The 19,783-nt window shown below is 39.1% G+C and carries 19 protein-coding genes; 10 read left to right on the top strand and 9 right to left on the bottom strand.

The features are described from left to right. The first annotated feature begins 177 nt into the window (after positions 1 to 177). On the top strand, positions 178 to 1,035 hold the full coding sequence (locus tag Q4575_RS00600; RefSeq protein WP_215962822.1) for a MurR/RpiR family transcriptional regulator: 858 nt from the start codon (positions 178 to 180) through the stop codon (positions 1,033 to 1,035). 163 nt (positions 1,036 to 1,198) lie between these two features. Further along, positions 1,199 to 2,638: a pyruvate kinase gene (gene pyk, locus Q4575_RS00595; RefSeq protein ID WP_215962821.1), complete on the top strand. Its 1,440-nt coding sequence runs from the start codon at positions 1,199 to 1,201 to the stop codon at positions 2,636 to 2,638. 142 nt (positions 2,639 to 2,780) lie between these two features. Here the strand turns inward: pyk and Q4575_RS00590 are convergent, their stop codons facing one another. Further along, positions 2,781 to 5,087, bottom strand: a complete 2,307-nt coding sequence (locus tag Q4575_RS00590; protein WP_215962820.1) for a TonB-dependent receptor — start codon at positions 5,085 to 5,087, stop codon at positions 2,781 to 2,783. A 240-nt stretch (positions 5,088 to 5,327) separates the two neighbouring features. Between Q4575_RS00590 and Q4575_RS00585 the strand changes: the two genes are divergently transcribed. Continuing rightward, entirely contained in the window at positions 5,328 to 6,554 is a 1,227-nt protein-coding gene (locus Q4575_RS00585; RefSeq protein ID WP_215962819.1) for a NupC/NupG family nucleoside CNT transporter, read from the top strand. Between the two features lie 87 nt (positions 6,555 to 6,641). On the opposite strand, the gene cysB is transcribed toward Q4575_RS00585, so the two are convergent. Next, positions 6,642 to 7,616, bottom strand: a complete 975-nt coding sequence (gene cysB / locus Q4575_RS00580) for an HTH-type transcriptional regulator CysB (protein ID WP_215962818.1) — start codon at positions 7,614 to 7,616, stop codon at positions 6,642 to 6,644. Between the two features lie 252 nt (positions 7,617 to 7,868). On the opposite strand from cysB, the gene Q4575_RS00575 reads away from it, so the two are divergent. The 3 genes from Q4575_RS00575 to Q4575_RS19785 all read left to right on the top strand — a co-directional run bounded on the left by Q4575_RS00575 (position 7,869) and on the right by Q4575_RS19785 (position 9,993). Beyond that, a complete protein-coding gene (locus tag Q4575_RS00575) occupies positions 7,869 to 8,585 on the top strand; it encodes a sensor histidine kinase KdpD (protein WP_303521001.1) in 717 nt (238 codons plus the stop codon). 87 nt (positions 8,586 to 8,672) lie between these two features. Further along, entirely contained in the window at positions 8,673 to 9,434 is a 762-nt protein-coding gene (locus Q4575_RS00570) for a hypothetical protein (RefSeq protein ID WP_303521000.1), read from the top strand. 70 nt (positions 9,435 to 9,504) lie between these two features. Then, entirely contained in the window at positions 9,505 to 9,993 is a 489-nt protein-coding gene (locus tag Q4575_RS19785) for a GNAT family N-acetyltransferase (RefSeq protein WP_368392513.1), read from the top strand. Between the two features lie 47 nt (positions 9,994 to 10,040). Here the strand turns inward: Q4575_RS19785 and Q4575_RS00565 are convergent, their stop codons facing one another. The 5 genes from Q4575_RS00565 to Q4575_RS00545 form a co-directional block, all read right to left on the bottom strand. After that, on the bottom strand, positions 10,041 to 10,967 hold the full coding sequence (locus Q4575_RS00565; protein ID WP_272179570.1) for an electron transfer flavoprotein subunit alpha/FixB family protein: 927 nt from the start codon (positions 10,965 to 10,967) through the stop codon (positions 10,041 to 10,043). Beyond that, a complete protein-coding gene (locus Q4575_RS00560; protein ID WP_215962813.1) occupies positions 10,964 to 11,716 on the bottom strand; it encodes an electron transfer flavoprotein subunit beta/FixA family protein in 753 nt (250 codons plus the stop codon). Before Q4575_RS00560 ends, Q4575_RS00565 begins: the two co-directional genes overlap by 4 nt. Positions 11,717 to 11,958: 242 nt before the next feature. Then, positions 11,959 to 12,333 carry a rhodanese-like domain-containing protein gene (locus Q4575_RS00555; protein ID WP_215962812.1) on the bottom strand — a complete coding sequence of 125 codons (375 nt, stop codon included), beginning with the start codon at positions 12,331 to 12,333 and terminating at the stop codon, positions 11,959 to 11,961. A 20-nt stretch (positions 12,334 to 12,353) separates the two neighbouring features. Further along, positions 12,354 to 13,097 (bottom strand): sulfite exporter TauE/SafE family protein, encoded by a 744-nt coding sequence (locus tag Q4575_RS00550; protein ID WP_303521126.1) that lies wholly within the window; start codon positions 13,095 to 13,097, stop codon positions 12,354 to 12,356. A gap of 70 nt (positions 13,098 to 13,167) precedes the next feature. Continuing rightward, positions 13,168 to 13,920 (bottom strand): methyltransferase domain-containing protein, encoded by a 753-nt coding sequence (locus Q4575_RS00545; RefSeq protein WP_215962810.1) that lies wholly within the window; start codon positions 13,918 to 13,920, stop codon positions 13,168 to 13,170. Between the two features lie 73 nt (positions 13,921 to 13,993). Between Q4575_RS00545 and gloB the strand changes: the two genes are divergently transcribed. The 4 genes from gloB to Q4575_RS00525 all read left to right on the top strand — a co-directional run bounded on the left by gloB (position 13,994) and on the right by Q4575_RS00525 (position 17,619). Next, complete coding sequence (gloB, locus tag Q4575_RS00540; RefSeq protein ID WP_215962809.1) at positions 13,994 to 14,764, top strand: hydroxyacylglutathione hydrolase; 771 nt, start codon at positions 13,994 to 13,996, stop codon at positions 14,762 to 14,764. A 139-nt stretch (positions 14,765 to 14,903) separates the two neighbouring features. Beyond that, complete coding sequence (locus Q4575_RS00535; protein WP_215962808.1) at positions 14,904 to 16,523, top strand: LysM peptidoglycan-binding domain-containing protein; 1,620 nt, start codon at positions 14,904 to 14,906, stop codon at positions 16,521 to 16,523. 46 nt (positions 16,524 to 16,569) lie between these two features. After that, positions 16,570 to 17,148 (top strand): hypothetical protein, encoded by a 579-nt coding sequence (locus Q4575_RS00530; RefSeq protein ID WP_303520998.1) that lies wholly within the window; start codon positions 16,570 to 16,572, stop codon positions 17,146 to 17,148. Positions 17,149 to 17,181: 33 nt separating this feature from the next. After that, on the top strand, positions 17,182 to 17,619 hold the full coding sequence (locus Q4575_RS00525; RefSeq protein ID WP_272179563.1) for a hypothetical protein: 438 nt from the start codon (positions 17,182 to 17,184) through the stop codon (positions 17,617 to 17,619). A gap of 79 nt (positions 17,620 to 17,698) precedes the next feature. On the opposite strand, the gene sucD is transcribed toward Q4575_RS00525, so the two are convergent. After that, the gene (sucD, locus tag Q4575_RS00520) at positions 17,699 to 18,571 is read right to left on the bottom strand and encodes a succinate--CoA ligase subunit alpha (RefSeq protein WP_215962805.1); all 873 of its coding nucleotides are present in this window, start codon (positions 18,569 to 18,571) and stop codon (positions 17,699 to 17,701) included. Continuing rightward, positions 18,571 to 19,737, bottom strand: a complete 1,167-nt coding sequence (gene sucC / locus Q4575_RS00515; RefSeq protein ID WP_215962804.1) for an ADP-forming succinate--CoA ligase subunit beta — start codon at positions 19,735 to 19,737, stop codon at positions 18,571 to 18,573. Before sucC ends, sucD begins: the two co-directional genes overlap by 1 nt. Positions 19,738 to 19,783: the final 46 nt, after the last annotated feature.

Genomic DNA, 19,783 nt, shown 5'->3' with positions numbered 1-19,783 from the left:
AGTAAACTTTTGACGAATAATGTTGTTTTTAATTAGTAATTACTTTCTAATGCGATACATAAGATTAGGTAATCAACAACAGTTACTACTGACAATTGATAAAGCTTATATTAGTCAAAGCTATTTGTTTTGAGACAATATATTACCTTTGCAACGTTGTGAGTACGAGGGCTTTTAATGAATATTCTTGAGAAAATAAACTTACAGATAACTACGTTCAGTAAATCGGAAAGAAAAGTGGCTGAAGTCATTATCGATAATCCTGAGCAGGCAATTCATTCGTCAATTGCAACATTAGCGAAAATTGCCGATGTGAGTGAACCTACTGTTAACCGCTTTTGTCGTCGATTAGACACCAAAGGTTTCCCAGATTTTAAATTGCATTTGGCGCAAGGCCTAGCAAACGGTACACCGTATGTTAATCGTCATGTTGATGAAGGTGATGGCCCTGAAGAATATACGTCGAAAATATTCGAATCGACTATGGCTTCATTAAATACAGCCAGAAAGAGCATTGATATTTCTCAAATTAATCGCTCTGTAGATATTTTAACTCAGGCGAAAAAAATAAGCTTTTTTGGCTTAGGTGCATCCGCTTCTGTGGCACAGGATGCATTAAATAAATTTTTCCGTTTTAATGTACCAATAAATTGTTTTGAAGACATTGTTATGCAGCGCATGAGTTGCATGAACTGCACAGAGGGAGATGTTGTCGTTTTATTCTCTCATACCGGTCGAACAAAACCGCTCGTCGAAATTGCAGAAATAGCGCGCCAAAATGATGCAACCGTTATTGGAGTTACTGCTAAAGACAGCCCTTTGGCTCAAGAGTGTAATATTTGTTTAAGTCCAGATGTTCCTGAAGATACAGACCTATATATGCCGATGGCGTCTCGAATAGCCCATTTGGTTATTGTCGATATATTGGCAACGGGATTTACCCTTCGCAGAGGACCAAAGTTTAGAGACAACTTAAAGAAAGTTAAAGATTCACTTCGGTCATCACGCTTCGAAAAGAAAGAAACTTTCAATTAATTTTTTGAAAATATGAATAAAAGGCGATGAATATCGCCTTTTTTGCATTTATTTAGTTACTTTTATTCATATCCGACCATTATCCCCTTGTAATTTTTTTAAAATCTTTCAAAATGTAATTTAATTACAGTTTTCCTACTCAATCATATTGGAGTTTCCCCGAATGGCTAACGCACTGCGAAGAACCAAAATTGTCTCAACACTTGGTCCAGCAACCGATAAAGAAGGCGTACTAGAAAAAATAATTGCGGCCGGCGTAAATACCGTACGTATGAACTTCTCACATGGGTCTGCAGAAGACCATATTGAACGCGCAAATAAAGTTCGTGCAATCGCTGCTAAATTAAATACGTATGTTGCAATTTTGGGTGACCTTCAAGGTCCAAAAATCCGAGTAGCTCGATTTAAAGATACTAAAATCCACTTAGCAGTAGGCGACAAATTTATCCTTGACGCTGCTCTTGGCCGTGATGAAGGCGACCAACATCAAGTTGGTATTGACTACAAAGAGCTTCCAAACGACGTTAAACCAGGTGATTTATTATTATTAGATGACGGTCGAGTTCAACTCGTCGTTGAAAGCATCGAAGGTACTAAGGTTCTTACTGAAGTTACGGTTGCCGGGCCATTATCTAATAATAAAGGCATAAACAGAAAAGGTGGTGGTCTAACGGCCCCTGCTCTAACTGAAAAAGATAAAGAAGATATTTTGACTGCGGCTAAGATTGACGTTGAATATCTTGCTGTTTCATTTCCACGTAATGGCGAAGATTTACACTACGCTCGTAAACTAGCTCACGAAGCTGGTTTTAAACCACGTATCGTCGCTAAAGTTGAGCGTGCAGAAACGGTAGCAACTGATGAAGCAATTGATGACATCATTTTAGCGTCTGACGTAATCATGGTTGCCCGTGGTGACTTAGGTGTAGAAATTGGCGACGCAGAATTAGTCGGTGTTCAGAAAAAACTTATCGCTCGTTCACGTCAATTAAATAAAGCCGTAATCACAGCAACTCAAATGATGGAAAGCATGATTTCGAGCCCAATGCCGACACGTGCTGAAGTTATGGACGTATCAAACGCCGTTTTAGATGGTACCGATGCCGTAATGTTATCTGCTGAAACAGCCGCTGGTGATTTCCCGTTAGAAACGGTTCAAGCAATGGCAAACGTTTGTGTTGGAGCTGAAAAACACCCAAGCGTACTTAGTTCAAAACACCGCCTTGATATTCAGTTTGACAATATCTCTGAAACAATTGCGATGGCAACGATGTATGCAGCTAACCACATGACTGGCATAAAGGCGATTATAGCATTGACTGAATCTGGCGGTATGGCTCGTTTGTTATCACGTATTTCATCTGGCCTTCCAATCTATGCATTATCTCGTCATCAAAAAACGTTAAACCTTTGTGCACTATACCGTGGTGTATATCCGTTTTCGTTTGATACCACACAGTATGCCGTTGAAGACGGACGTGAAGCATTAAACTCGCTAAAAGCTGCAGGCAAGTTAAATGACGGTGACTTGGTTATGGTTACTCATGGCGACAAAATGGAAACAATTGGCGCAACAAATACAATGAAGTTAATGATTGTTTAATTTTGAAAAAAGCGAATAAATACAAATAATATTTATTGCCCTCAAGATTGTTCAACGCAAATAAAAAACCCGGTTAGCTAACCGGGTTTTTTAATGTCTAAAGCTAAGAACAAAAAACGACGTTCGTTCTTAGCTATCGGAACTAATAGAAGTTTTTCTTAAACTCGATGCCCCAAACAGCAGGTTCGTTAACAACACCTGTATTGTTGTTAAAGTCGATACCCGCTTTTAAATTATCTTCATCTGTAATGTTACGACCAAATACAGCAATTTCGAAATCCATGTCATAATTGATATAACCAGCACGTAAGCCTAATTCAAACTGACCGTCAGTAACATGCTCTTTGGTTTCATAAATGAAGAGATTGGTTTTACCTTGGTACGCATAGTCACCATAGAAAAACACCTCGCCCTCATTCCCCATAGGAACTGTATAACGACCAGTTGCTGTAAATATAGACTCTGGTGCATTAGGGAATGGATTACCATGAACAATGGCACCACCGTTTTCAGGATCAATTTCGTCTGTAGGTGTACACGCACCTGAACCACATGTTGCAATTCTTAACGACTTATCTTTGAGTTCTGTCTTATTTAATGAATAACCCGCAGTAACAACTAAATTTTCCGTTACGCGATATTCCGCATCGACTTCAAACCCTTGTCCCGTGCCTTGACCAGCATTTGTTAAACCAATGTTATTTCCATTGCCACCCACTGCCGTTAACTGAATATCGTCAATAGTATATTGAAAAACAGCACCGTTTAAACGCAAGGTATTGTCGATTAAATCTGATTTAAAACCCGCTTCATAAGACATAATTGTCTCAGCTTTAGCGGTAGACGGCATACCTTCAAATGCGATGTCGCGGCCTTGGATAGACTGTGCTCTGAAACCGTTAGAAATTCTGGCATATAGGCTCACGTCTTCGCTTACTCTATAGTTTGCCATGCCTTCCCAACTCCATTGACCATCCGATACTGAAACGTCGTCATAGTCCTGTATAGACGCTGCACCAATAATTACGGCAAAACCATCTTCGTTTTGTTTACCAACAGAAAGGGATTTTTTATCTTTGGTATAACGCAAGCCACCAATTACTGATAATTCATCAGATAATTGATACGTGGTTTGGCCAAATACCGCCCAAGTTGTATTTTCGTGGAAGACTTCAGTTGCGCCAAAAAAGCCATCAATACTCGTTACGCTAAATGAAGAATCAAAAAAGTACACACCAGTTTGCCAAGACAACGGGTTCGTTGTATTACTGCTAAAACGAATTTCTTGAGTAAATTGCTCTAAGTCTTTCAATTGATCTTCAGTAATCGCATCAAAAGGAATAAATCCAGGATACGAAATTAGGTCATTGTTAAAATCATCTTGGTATTCAACGTAATCAACGTCACTAGGTGTCGAACCATCGGCATTACGTAAGACACCACCATCGATATCTCCTAAGCTTCGACCATCCGCCATTTCCATAGCGGTTATCGAAGTAAGCGTAATCGCTCCTAAATCATAGGTTACGTTAACGCTCCAGCCAGAATTATCATATTCCTGTGGATTGTTATCACCTTTATCGTAATACACTTTGTCACGGTCGTAATTGCTGTTTAAGCCCGACTTACCTTGAGTCAGTACGTTGGCTCTAAATATAGAAGAAGTCCCTTCTAGAGTTCGTGTGTGGTAGTTAAACAAAATATCTAATGCATCTGTTGGGTTGTATCCAACTTGGAGACGGACCGCTTGGTCAGAGTGACCACCCATAGCGTCTTTTTCGCCAGTGAAACCGTTTTCGATCCAATCATCTTTAGATTGATTTAACACAGATAAGCGCGCTGTTAGGTCTTCAGTTAAGCCACCGCCAACTGCGCCCTCAAAATTTTGTAGTCCATAGCTACCCACGCCGGCTCTTACATAAGCTTCAAAATCGTCTGTTGGCTTACGGCTTGTAAATTTAATGATACCGGCCGTCGTATTACGTCCAAATAACGTCCCCTGCGGGCCACGGATCACTTCAACTTGGTCGACGTCAAATAATGGGAAACTTTTTAATACTACATTTTCCATTACTACGTCATCCATAATAATAGAAACTGGCTGAGAGGCAGCTAAATCAAAATCGGTGTTACCAAGTCCACGCATATAAAAACGTGGCGCTACACGGCCGTTTGATGACTCAGCGTATAACCCTGGTACTTTTGTAGCAAGTGCTAAAACGTCATCGCCTGAAGAAAACATATTTTCAAATTTTTCGCCTGACAAGGTCGCTATTGACACCGGCACATCTTGAATAGATTGAGTGCGTTTTAGCGCTGTAACTGTAATGCGCTCTAGTTTGCCGTCGTCTTCAGCCTTTTTATCCGCAGCTAAAGCAATATTTGAAGCTGTACTTAAAAGTGCTATTTGCACAATATTAGCTATTGTTGCTTTCTTAAATAGTTTCATGTCTATTCCGTAGTTATTGTTGAAGTGTGTCTTGATTTTAGATTTTAATAAATTAGTAATACATAAAAGTTATGTTAACAAGTGCATTGTCCTAGAATTTGAATAATATTTCGATACTTTTTATAAAATGACTAATTTTAGTCTTTATTTGGTCGAATCTAGGTTCAACTATTGCAACTCTGATTTTTCCACTTATTATCCTCCACTAGAAAAATAAAACATAATATTTGGAGTATTTTGGTGGAATTCGATTGGTTACGAAGTGTTTTCGGGATCGCCACATTATTAGCGATTGCAGTTCTGTTTTCAGCAAACCGCAAGGTTATTAGTAAGCGAACCACCATTTGTGCGTTTTTACTGCAGTTTGGTTTGGGTGCAATGGTTCTTTATTGGGAGCCTGGAAAAGACATTCTTATGGCAGTTTCGAGCACATTAAACAATGTGTTTAGTTATGCAGAAGACGGCATTCTCTTTTTGTTCGGTGAACAAATTGGTGGCAAGAGTCTTGGCTTTATCTTTGCTGTTCATATTCTTCCGGTCATTGTCTTTTTTAGCTCGTTAATAGCGGTGCTTTATTATTTAGGTGTGATGGGTAAAGCAGTCAGTATTATTGGTGGGGGGTTACGTTATGTCACTCGAACCAGTAAACCTGAGTCCATGTGTGCCGCCGCAAATATTGTCGTTGGACAAGCCGAAGCTCCACTGGTTGTAAAACCATTTTTAAAAACAATGACTCGATCAGAATTGTTTGCCGTAATGGTAGGCGGTATGGCGACAGTCGCTGGTGCAATAATCGCTGGTTTATCCGGTATTGGTATCGAACTTAAATATCTCATTGCCGCAAGCTTTATGGCCGCTCCCGGTGGTTTACTTATGGCTAAGATCATGATGCCAGAAACGGAAGTGCCTAAAAACGATATAGAAGAGCTTAATTTAACGTCGAGTAACCATGTTAATGTTATTGACGCAGCAGCCGATGGCGCCGCTGAAGGTATGAAGTTTGCGCTAAGTATTGGCGCAATGTTAATGGCTTTTATCGCGTTGATAAGCTTATTAAATGGAATTTTAGGCGCGGTTGGCGGACTATTTGATTTTGATGAACTTACGTTGCAACTCATACTTGGTTACTTGTTTGCACCTATTGCTTTTATTTTAGGTATTCCTTGGTCTGAAGCACACATTGCTGGAAGCTTCTTGGGTCAAAAACTTGTATTAAACGAGTTTGTTGCTTACTTAGATTTTATTAAACATAAAGAACAATTAAGTGAAATTACTCAAGTTATAATCACGTTTGGCCTCTGCGGATTTGCTAATTTATCTTCAATCGCAATATTAATTGGTGGAATTGGCAGTATGGCGCCAGAAAGACGACACGACCTCGCAGAACTTGGCTTAAAAGCGGTAATGGCAGCAACATTAGCAAATCTATTAAGTGCGGCTATTGCAGGACTATTTGTGACGTTATAGCGAGTAAAATTGAGTTTGCACTAAATTTTAGGCAAAAAAAATACGGGATGTTTTTGGCATCCCGTATTTTATTGTTTACAAATTGGCTTACCTAAGTGGCAAATCCATATCTGCGAACATCTTATCAACTTCTTCTTGGTTTCTTAATAAACAGGCTCTTTCTACAACATCACGTGTTAAGTGTGGCGCAAATCGTTCGATAAATTCATACATATAAGTACGTAAGAAACTGCCCTTGCGGAACCCAATCTTAGTTGTTGACGCTTCAAATATGTGTCCAGCATCAATTGCGACTAAATCACTATCATCGTCATCGATTGCCATGGTCGCGACAACACCTACTCCTAGCCCCATTCTCACATAAGTCTTAATGACATCTGCATCGGTTGCGGTGAATACGATTTTAGGTTCAAGCCCTTTATTAGCAAACGCTTTATCCAATTCAGAACGGCCAGTAAAACCAAATACATAAGTCACTAGTGAAAATTGAGCGATATCTTCAATTGTCACACGCTCAGTTTTTAACGCCAGAGGGTGATCTTTTTTCACGACAATCGAACGATTCCAGTGATAACAAGGCAACATAACCAAATCGTTATATAAATGCAGTGCTTCTGTTGCAATTGCAAAATCGGCCTCTCCTTTTGCAGCAGCATCACTAATTTGTGACGGCGTACCTTGATGCATATGCAAAGACACTTTTGGGAACCTCGCCATAAACCCTTTGATAACTTCAGGCAAAGCGTAACGCGCTTGAGTATGGGTTGTTGCAACATTCAACTTACCTTGATCAGGTAAGGTGTGCTCACGCGCAACTGACTTTATACTGTCCACTTTACTCAAGATATCATGCGCAATATCAATTATTTCTTTACCGGCTGGTGTCACATGAGTTAAATGCTTACCACTGCGACCAAATATTTGAATACCAAGCTCATCTTCTAACATACGAACTTGTTTGCTGATCCCTGGCTGAGAGGTATAGAGGCTTTCTGCCGTTGCTGAAACATTTAAATTATGGTTTTCTACTTCGACGATGTAACGTAATTGCTGTAATTTCATTTGAATTGTTGCTTATTTGGCCTTCGTTATTCGAAAAATATATACATATTCGTTAATTTATTCCATAAAGAATTGCATTTTTTTATAAAAAACTTCATTTTTATGCACTTTTTAGGAATAAGAACGCAATATTTGCAACAAAAATCACATAACGATAGAAAAATTGATGGAATAAAATTACCAAAGACCTATCATCAAAGTGCAATAATTAAGGTAACGTTTGTTTAAACAACTAAAAGAGAATTACGATAAATGACTATCGCGGATCCAAATGCACCTCTTCAACAAACTCGTACAATTGAATTTTCAACGGTATTAGCATCATCGGTTCACGATATGAAAAACAGTCTTTGTTTGCTCATTCAATCAATAGAAAACTTAAGTAATAAGTTAGAGCAGAAAGGCGCAGAAGAAGCGCAAGAACTCGCTGGGATCCACTACGAAGCCTCTAGATTAAATTCAAATTTACTACAAATCCTAGCTTTATACCGTGAAGATTGTGACACATTACCGCTGAATATAGACGAATATTACCTTGATGAGATACTCGAAGAACTTGTCGCAAAAAATGAATTGTATATCGATAACCGAAAACTAAACATCGAGTTTGAAATAGAAGATGAGCTAGCTTGGTATTTTGACAATGAACTAGTTGCCAATTTACTTAATGACGTTTTTGTAAATGCGATGCGTTACTGTAAAACCTCAATTAAAGTAAAAGCTTTTCAGCAAGGTGAAACATTAATTGTAAAAATATTAGATGATGGTGCTGGTTATCCTGAAAATATGCTAGATAAACTTGTGCCGACACCGAGTACATTCAATATGACTATGAGCCGGACAGGATTGGGCCTTTATTTTGCCCAACTTATTGCTTCTAAACATATTCAAGATGGAAATGTAGGCAAAATACAACTGGAAAACGGTGGGGAATTAGACGGCAGTGTATTCACATTAACACTACCTTAATGCCCAATTATTGTTTACTATGAACAATGAAATTAGATAGTAATCTATATATCTTCGATTAATAATTATAGAAACAGAGGAAGCGGTATGCTATTTGCGATCATAGTCGCGCTAATTATAGGGCTTGTCATTATTGCGGTTGTAGCGAATACAATGCAACAACAAAAAGACAAACTTGAAGCTGAGAAGCGACAAGAGATGGCTAAATATAGAGCAATCATAGAAGAAACCGACGAAACGATAATGAATGAGGTTGGTGTACCAATTTCCAATGAAGGTTATTCTATACTTTATCGCCGAGTGCATCATGCTTTAACAGGGATGAATGAAACTAACCCCGGTCAAAAGGATGTTGTAGCACGGATTAAAAGTATCAAAGAAAAAATCACAGCTGGGGATTTTCCGAGTGCGGAGGTTTCAAATACGGAATTACCTGACAATGAAAAACTTCTGATTGCGTTGATCCAAGGTATTAAAAAATACCGCACGATCCTTCGGTCTGAACATGGTAAAGGGCGTATACCTAGCAATTTGTTCATGCAAGAAGACAAAAAAATTGAAAAATTACAGCTCAAAATAAATGTCGAATCTCAGATTAAGCGAGGAAAACTTGCAATTACTAATGGCTTGACAGGTTCTGCTAGACAATATTTTGAAAAAGCACTTGCCACATTGGAAGCTCAACCCTACTCAGACGACTATATTGTTGCTCGTAAGAAAAATGTAACTGAACGCTTAGAGCTGATTGCTTCTGATTTGAAGTCGGCTAACGCAAAAGCGGTGAAGAAAAAAATTGAAGACGAAAAAGATGATTTAGACGAGTTATTCGCCCCTAAGAAAAAGTGGTAATACCGTAATCTATAGATTGTGGGTTTGTAAATAACACACCTCAGAGGAGCAGGTCTAGCCTGCTTTTTTTATGCCTAATACAAATATCAAAAGCAACTTATTGATGGGAACAACATTCAAACCCGTAAATCGCTTTTACCGTTCCTTCAAATTAAATGTTAGTTGCCATCAATCTGACCTTGTTGCTGTCAGTTATAATGGAGACAAAATCATAGGAGCTGGATTAATACGCTGTTATTTACCAACCAACAAAAGTATTAACATTAAACCTAGGTCTGAAGCGCAGTCTTGCCAAAGTTATGACCACCCCGAACTAGGTCAATTTGTATTAAGAAGCCTTTTTGTGGACCCAGAGCATCGACATTACGGAATCGCCAAACAGATATTAACTTTATTGTGTAATAAAAGTGACGCTAGGTTACTGCTTAGTTGCCCAAATGAACTAACATCACTTTACCAACCGTTTGGCTTTAGGGTGCAAAGTGCTCCCGATAATAAAACCCCTAACGTACTAATAAAAGAGCATAAAAAAGGCCTGACACTTATGTGCAGGCCTTGATAAACCAACTTAGCAGAGTAAATGACACTGCGACTAGGCAAGTTAATTTATAATGCAGCTTCTAGTTGCGGCAAAACTTCAAACAAATCTGCTTCTAAACCATAATCAGCCACTTGAAAGATTGGTGCTTCAGGATCTTTATTGATAGCAACAATAACTTTTGAATCTTTCATTCCGGCAAGGTGTTGAATCGCCCCTGAAATCCCCACTGCAATATATAGATCCGGCGCGACTATCTTACCAGTTTGACCAACCTGCATATCATTCGGTACAAAACCCGCATCAACAGCAGCTCGAGAAGCACCAATAGCAGCGCCAAGTTTATCAGCAATACCATCTAACAGTTTAAAGTTATCACCATTTTGCATACCGCGACCACCCGAAATAACGACATTGGCCGCTGTTAGTTCTGGACGTTCTGACTTGGTTAATTCATGACTTACAAATGTCGAAAGATCTGTCGATGTCGCTGCTTCTATGTTTACTAATTCAGCGTTACCAGATAAGTCAGCTTTATCAAATGCAGCGGTACGCACTGTTATAACCTTTTTAGCGTACTCAGACTGTACTGTTGCTATCGCATTACCTGCATAAATGGGTCGCTTGAATGTATCAGAGCTTTCAACAGCGATAATATCCGACACCTGTTCAACATCGAGTAATGCCGCAACACGAGGCATATAATTTTTACCTGTGGTCGTTGCTGGCGCCATAATGTGAGAATAATCTGCCGCCAAAGAAACAACTAACGCTGACATATTTTCCGCCAAAGCATGTTCATAACAAGCGTTATCAACCACCAGTACTTTAGTCACACCGGCAACTTTTTGCGCGCTCTGTGCAACCGACATACAGTCACTACCTGCGACCAAAATATGAATGTCACCACCAATTTGACTAGCAGCATCTGCCGCTTTTAATGTATCGGCTTTCAATTCAGAATTATCATGTTCCGCAATTAATAAAATACTCATGCGATCACCTTCGCTTCATTTTTTAATTTTTCGACTAGGTCTATTACCGATTCGACCATAACTCCAGCCACACGCTTAGCAGGCTCTTCTACTTTTAGTACATTTAGTTTGGTGGTCGTATCAACGCCCATATCCGCTGCTACTTTGACTTCCAATGGCTTACGTTTTGCTTTCATAATGTTCGGTAAAGAGGCATAACGAGGCTCATTTAGTCTTAAGTCTGTAGTGACAATGGCCGGTAAAGACAATGATACAGTTTGTAATCCGCCGTCAATTTCACGAGTTACCGCAACCTTTCCATCTGCTACATTTACTTCACTAGCAAAGGTGCCCTGCGGCATATTTGTTAACGCAGCTAGCATTTGCCCTGTTTGATTATTATCCGAGTCTATTGACTGTTTACCCAATATGACCAACTCAGGTTGAATTTCTTCAACCACTTTTTGCAATAATTTGGCAACTTGCAAAGAGCCAAGATTGAGGTCAGTCTCAATTTGTATCGCACTATCAGCACCAAGAGCTAATGCGGTACGCAGTTGTTCTTGACATGCTTTTGTGCCAATAGAAACAACAACTACTTCAGTCGCAATGCCCTTCTCTTTTAATCGAACGGCTTCTTCAACCGCGATTTCACAAAATGGGTTCATTGCCATTTTCACATTAGCTAAATCGACATCACTGTTGTCAGCTTTAACGCGCGCTTTAACGTTATAGTCAATAACTCGTTTTATCGGTACTAGAACTTTCATATCATCTCCTAAACCTAAATCAATCTGATATGGGTTTTGTTTACGGTCTCGTTATAATGTAGAACAATGTAATCGCAGTTAACGTAAACGTCAATCTGTGAACACTCTAAAAAAATCATAGAATTGTAAAGTTAACTTATACAAATGTAGGTTGTTTTAGATAAGTTGCAGGGTGTTTAAGAAATAAAAACAATATTTAGATCTATTCCATAAACACCATTAGAGAGTTAAACGACATTAAATTAAGACGCTTGCTGTTCCCAGGCGACCATGCCTCCAGCAACAGAATATACAGCGTCTAGTCCCATACGGTTAAGTGACTCAGCAGCTAATGCTGAACGAGCGCCAGAGCGACAAATTAAATAAATATCTTGATCGGCTAACCCTAACATCGGATCGGCTAAATCTTTAACCGATGGATGTTGAGTAATTTGCATTTCCAACACACCACGAGGATAGTTTACGGCACTTTCTATATGTCCCAATGAGTACTCTGATGGCTCACGAACATCTATAACTACGGTATTTTTATTAAGTATTTCTTTAAAATCAGCAACACTTATTTCACGAATTTCTTGCTTAACATTGGCAACAATGTCTCCAATTGACGTTAACATCGCTTTCTCCTAATTTTTAATTAAAATAATTTGGTATATAACAAAGTGGTTGATACAAGGATCAGTAACACCCCAAGTATTCTCGATAATAGGGTTTGACTCAAGTAACGTGAAAGAACGACACCTGACAAAGAGCCAACAGACGCAATTACACCTATAACCATTAAGGTTTTCCAAGGTAACTGATCAAAATAGTCTGGTGAATATAATGCATATGCTGCGGTACCTACTATAGATTGCAGCAATATGATTACAACACTAGTTGCCGCCGCAGCTCTTATACTTAAATTGGCGAGCAGAATAAGACTTGGAACAATTAAGAACCCTCCCCCAACTCCGATAAAACCAGTAAAAAAACCGACTATACCGCCGGTGATAACAAGAGAAAGTTTTTTTACTTCTGACGAGTTTGTCGAAGGTAAATTTGGCTGCATTAATAGTTTGATTGCGGCTAAAAAGGCCAATAATGCAAATACGCTTATCTGTATTTCACTTGAGGTAAATGAGCCAATTTTTGCACCAAGGAAACTCATGGCAATACCACTAGGCGCAAAATACACTAGAGCACTAAAATTTGTCGTTTTTGAAAATAAATGCGGTATTGCCGTAACCGCTGAAATAAAACCAACAACGACTAACGAACCAATAATAGCGACTTTATCTTCAATGCCTAGAAAATAAATTAAACTCGGCAAAGTTAGGATTGCACCACCTGATCCAAACAATCCCATCGCCAATCCAATTATTAGAGCAACAACGACCAACAAAATACATATTCCTAAAAGTTATATCTTATACCCCAAATTGTGACACAAATACTCAAAATGTACACACTTAATTTTTGTCATGGTCTAACATGGACGCCGTCCGCACAGCTGGTTGAAAAACCGTTCTATATCGAACTCTTGGTCGAATGGGTGTTAAAGGCCACTCTCGTTTTTTAGCGGTCAATACACAAACAGAACCCATTTTGGGCGCAATATTGGCGAACATATTGGTAATGCGACCTTTCTTTTGCTCCTTAATTTCACCTAATAAGGTCGAATGACATAAATAATGTTCATCAATAACCTCAAAACCTAACAGGTTCAGCCAGTCTTTTATCCGTGGAATTGAAAAAAGTCGGCAATGCCAAAAAGACTTGTTGGACTTAAATGGCCAAAGCTTGCCAACTAGAAGAAGTGATAAAGGGTTAAACACGGTTAATATTAAGTTTCCGTTAGGCATTAACACTCTATGAACTTCGCGTAACGTTTGATGGGGATCTGCGCTAAACTCAAGAACATGAGAAACCACCGCAGTGTCAATTGCATGTTGAACAAACGGCAATTCATCAATTTCGCCAACGACCCCAGTACTTTCAGTTCTGCTGGCCAAATTAGCTAAACTAATTTGATGGTTAATACGGCATGTTGTGGTATCTATTGCACTGGCAAGTGAACCAATTTTAAGCAAATGATTACCAAAACAAAGATTTAGTCTATGACTTATAGAGGTGTTTTCTTGTTGTTTTAACAGCTCTCCATTTGGAAATTCTTGCCAATGTTCCACTGGCTGGATCCAACGATAACCGAGTGCGGGTTTCATATATATTTGTGACCTTCTCGACAACTAAATTATTAGTTACACTTAAACTATCAACAATGAAAGAAGTAAGCATATGTATCAAGTAGTAAAGATTCCAGCCTTTTCAGACAATTATATTTGGGCTATACACAATAATGAAGGCAAATGTGCGATTGTCGACCCTGGCGACGGCGATGTCGTCATGTCATTTTTACAGATCCAACAGTTTGAGTTAACTGAAATTTTGATTACGCACCACCACTCTGATCATATTGGCGGTGTTAAGCTATTACAAAGTCACTTTCCCAATTGTAAAATATATGGTCCTGACACTAGTCGTTTTAACTCCTTTGCCCAGGGAGTTAAACAAGGTGACGTTATAAATTTAGAGGCATCGGATACTTGCATTGAAGTTATCGAAGTTCCTGGACATACCATAGACCACATTGCCTATTTCGACTCGGCCAATGTATTTGTTGGTGATACGCTTTTTTCTGCCGGTTGTGGTCGCCTCTTCGAGGGATCTGCAGAACAAATGCTTGTCAGTTTAAAAAAAATCAGTCGTTTAGCTCCATCAACCAATATTTATTGTGCACACGAGTACACTGCGTCAAATATTCAATTTGCGAAAACCGTAGACCCATCAAATCAAGATCTTATTGCTTATGAATCAATTGTTAAGGACTTGCGAAAAAATGATTTCGCAACTATCCCTACAACCGTAGAAGTTCAAAATAAAATAAATCCATTTTTGCGGTGTGATAGTCTTCCAGTAAAACACGCTGTCGAAAAACAATTTTCTACAAAAGACCTTGATGAGAAAAACTGTTTTGCAAATTTAAGACGCTGGAAAGATAGTTTTTAATTGATAAACAGAGTTATTCGGTATTAGCGTAGGCAGAATAAATGGGTTAATATTATTTTTTTCCTGTAACTGAATTTTATGTCGCTTAGCCCAACGCCTATTTAGCTGAGTTCACTACTAACCAAATTAAAGACTATTTATGAACAAAACTTATTTATACTGTTTCTCTGGACTATTATCACTGAGTGTTTTGTCTGGCTGTAATTTGACACCTACTTTTAACACTGACAAAGAGAAAAACCAGTACCAAGCTAAAAATCAAACACCTGAAGTAATAGCATCGCCAGAAGAAGTTGTCGACGCTTTAACAATAGCTGCACTACAACTGGAAGTTGGTGAGCTTGCCAAAGAACTCAAAACTCCAGAATTTGAGGATGTTTGGGATCGCATTTCTTACCAACTCAGCATAAACGTACCTCAAAACAGACAAGTTGTTACTGAACGTAATTGGTACGCAAAACACCCGAGCTATATAAAACGTGTTTCAGCTAGAGCATCACCATTTCTTCACTTTATTGTAGAGGAAATTGAAAAACGTGAAATGCCAATAGAACTTGCGCTGTTACCAATTGTAGAAAGTGCATTTGACCCATTTGCTTATTCACATGGCCGAGCATCAGGGTTATGGCAATTTATTCCCGGGACTGGTAACCGTTTTAAATTAAAACAATCTTGGTGGTATGACGGACGCCGTGATGTAATCGCTGCAACTCGTGCAGCTTTAGATTACTTGTCGTTTTTACACAAGACGCTAGACGGCGACTGGTTGAATGCAATTGCCGCTTATAACTCTGGCGAAGGTCGTGTTCTTAGAGCAATTAAACGCAACCGTCAAAAGCATCTCCCTACTGATTTTTGGTCGTTAGATTTGCCGAAAGAGACTTCTGCATATGTTCCTAAACTGTTGGCCCTTGCAGATCTACTTAAAAGAAACGATGAATTTAATTTGGCCTGGACAAAGATCAGTAATCAACCAGCAATCGCCGTTGTTGATGCTAAAAGTCAAATAGATTTGGCAAAAGCAGCAGAATTAGCGGAAATGGATCTAGAAGATTTACACCATCTAAACCCTGGTTATAACCAATGGGCCACAGATCCAAATGGCCCACATAAATTCATACTGCCAATTGAGAAGGCGAATGCGTTTGAAGTTGCCCTGGCAAATTTACCTAACAATAAACGCATGTCTTGGTCGCGATATATTGTCAAATCAGGAGATACACTTGGCGGGATAGCACAAAAATTTAATACCTCGTTAGATGTACTTCGAGATGTCAACAAAATCAAAGGCCGATTAATAAGGGTGAACCAAGCGTTATTGATCCCGACATCATCAATCGCCTTAACAGACTATACGTTAACCGCTGAAAATCGCCTTGTTAAAAAACAAAATACCAAACAAGCGTCAAACAAACTGACTTACATTGTGCAATCTGGTGACACATTTTGGGATATTAGTCGCGAATACGATGTCAGTATTAGGTCGCTTGCAAAGTGGAATGGTATGGCGCCAAAAGATCCAATAAAACCGGGTCAAAAACTCGTTATTTGGAAAGATACCGTAACGAAACATCAATCTGAAAATGCGGTCATGCGCGCAATTACATACAGAGTTAGAAACGGTGATTCTTTAGCCCGTATCGCTAAAAAGTTTAAAGTTAAAATTGTCGATATTGCAAAATGGAACCAATTAGACACAGACAAATATCTACGCGTAGGACAAGCTTTAAAGCTCTATGTCGATGTGACTAGAACTTAAAGCGACTAACGCAGTTAATTTTGTAAAACCATAGGGTTGTTTCCACATGAATAAAACAATGAGTGTTGTTTATAAAGTCCTATTTGTTTCGGCATTCTCTCTAATATCATTGTCTGCCCTTGCCGACTTTGACATTAAAGGCGAAGTTAAAATGGTTTACCCAACAGGTGCTAAAGAATCGTCAAAAATGTCGATTGGTTATGTCGCCAAAGAATACGATCATACGTTTAAAATAGGTAAAGCCGAATATGCTGTTTCTGGACGCCCAGACAAATATTCCTTCGTATTAGTTTTACAAAAAAACAACTACGTATGGGTTCAGGAATTTTCAAAAAGTTTAATTGAATCTTTTGATTGGAAGATTGGCGAAAAACACATTCGGTTATACAAAGAAATACTAGCAAAACCGGTCATGGGTGATTACATTCTATCGATAGACGACAAGGACTACTTTTTTTCAAAAAACATCGCTCAAATTACATTTTCGTTTAATGAAGAAGGGTTAGAAGAAATAGAAGTAGACGGCATGGTTGCCAGTTTAGGCCTTAATAAAGTAAAAGCTGAGTGTAAGGCTAACGAAAATGAAGAAGCTTCAGGTGAGCCTTGTGAGTCGCCTGAAGGCTAGTCATTAACTGTATTAAATTTACAAGGTTAAATTATGAAAATAGTAATCAGTTTGATGTTATTGGTTTGCGTTAATGTATTTGCCTGCGAAGAAAATGATCTATCAGACAATGATAAATTTATTAACGCCGTAAAAACGGCTGACTTTGTTTATATTGGCTCAGTTTCTCGACTTTATAAGTCACCTATAACAAAAACAAACCTAGACGGTTATAACGCTATTGTATTTGAAGTAACTGAAAAGATAGCAGGTAAAACATCAAATTATATGGATGTAGAAATTGCTCCACTATGCGGTATCAGTCCAGCACAAGATATTGATTATTGGCCACAAGAGCTTGGTGGTGAATATGTAGTATCGGGTATTTTTATCGACGACGTTTATTATGTAAATGCCATTATGGAAATTGATAAGGCGATGGACATTCTTTACGAAGTCACTCGGATTGCTAGAGCAAATATTAAAAACTAATACCCATTTTTTTAAAATCCAAAAATTAGATACAAAAAAGGCACCCTAAGGTGCCTTTTTTATTAAACTAAGTGGTAGATTACCAACCAGTTTTTTCTGCAAGTGCTTTGCCGATTTCAGCAAGAGAACGTACAGTTTTAACACCAGCTGCTTCTAACGCAGCAAACTTGTCGTCAGCTGTACCTTTACCACCAGAGATGATAGCGCCGGCATGACCCATACGCTTACCTTCAGGTGCAGTAACACCGGCAATGTAAGAAACAACAGGCTTAGTTACATTTTCTTTAATGTAAGCAGCAGCTTCTTCTTCAGCTGTTCCGCCGATTTCGCCGATCATAACGATTGCTTCAGTCTGCGGATCATTTTGGAACATTTCCAATACGTCGATGAAGTTAGTACCTGGGATTGGATCACCACCGATACCAACACAAGTAGACTGACCAAAACCAGCGTCTGTAGTTTGTTTAACCGCTTCGTACGTTAATGTACCAGAGCGAGAAACAATACCTACTTTACCTGGTAAATGAATGTGACCAGGCATAATACCAATCTTACATTCACCAGGAGTGATTACGCCTGGGCAGTTAGGACCGATTAAACGCACACCTAGCTCGTCACACTTAACTTTACAGTCAAGCATATCAAGAGTTGGAACACCTTCAGTGATACAAACGATTAGCTTGATACCAGAGTTTGCGGCTTCTAGAACTGAATCTTTACAAAATGCAGCAGGTACATAAATTACTGACGCGTCCGCACCAGTTTCTGCAACCGCTTCAGCAACAGTATTAAATACTGGAAGACCAAGATGCGTTTGACCACCTTTACCAGGCGTTACACCACCAACCATGTTAGTGCCGTATGCAATTGCTTGTTCAGAGTGAAAAGTACCTTGTGAGCCAGTAAAACCTTGGCAGATTACTTTAGTGTCTTTATTAATTAAAACGCTCATTATTTGCCCTCTGCAGCTTTAACTACTAACTCAGCAGCACTTTGTAAGCTTTCTGCTGCAATGATATCTACGTCTGAGTTCGCTAATACTTCACGACCTTTCTCAGCATTTGTACCTTCTAAACGCACAACAACTGGAACTGAAACACCAACTTCTTTAACTGCACCGATGATGCCTTCTGCAATCATGTCACAACGAACAATACCGCCGAAGATGTTAACTAAAACAGCTTTAACATTGTCATCAGATAAAATGATTTTAAATGCTTCAGCAACACGTTCTTTAGTTGCGCCACCACCAACATCTAGGAAGTTTGCAGGACGACCGCCATTAAGGTTTACGATATCCATCGTACCCATAGCTAGACCAGCACCATTAACCATACAACCAACGTTTCCGTCGAGTGCGACATAGTTAAGTTCCCATTTTGCCGCATCAGCTTCACGCGCGTCTTCTTGTGAAGGATCGTGCATTTCTCTGATGTCTGCGTGACGACCAACAGCATTGCTGTCGATTGCAACTTTTGCGTCAAGACAATGTAAGTCACCAGCTGGTGTAATAACTAAAGGATTAACTTCAATTAACTCAACGTCTTTTTCTTTAAACATTTTCGCAAGACCTAAGAAGATCTTAACAAATTGACCTACTTGCTTACCTTCAAGACCAAGTTTGAACGCTAAATCGCGACCTTGGTAAGGTTGTGCACCCGCTAAAGGACAGATAGTCGCTTTAAGAATTTTCTCAGGCGTTTCTTCTGCTACTTTCTCGATTTCAACACCACCTTCTGTAGATGCCATGAAAACGATACGACGGCTAGAACGGTCAACAACCGCACCTAGGTATAATTCTTGAGCAATGTCAGTACATGGTTCAACCAAAATACGACTTACAGGCTGGCCATTCTCATCAGTTTGATAAGTAACTAAACGCTCGCCTAACCATTTTTCTGCAAATGCTTTAATTTCGTCTTTAGTATTAACAAGTTTAACACCACCTGCTTTACCACGGCCACCGGCGTGTACTTGTGCTTTAACAACATAAGCATCACCAGGAATTAGATCAGCAGCTGCTGCCGCTTCGGCTGGAGTTTCAGCTGCGAAACCTTTAGATACAGGAAGCCCGTATTGAGCAAACAACTGTTTACCCTGATATTCATGCAAATTCATGAGGTTCAATCCATCTCTTTTATAAGTTAAAGGCTGCAGAACATCT

It is taken from the genome of Psychrosphaera sp. 1_MG-2023, from assembly GCF_030548245.1.
Taxonomy (GTDB): Bacteria; Pseudomonadota; Gammaproteobacteria; order Enterobacterales; family Alteromonadaceae; genus Psychrosphaera; species Psychrosphaera algicola.
The sequence above is the reverse complement of the archived record's forward strand: the minus strand, read 5'-3'. Positions and strand labels throughout refer to the sequence as shown.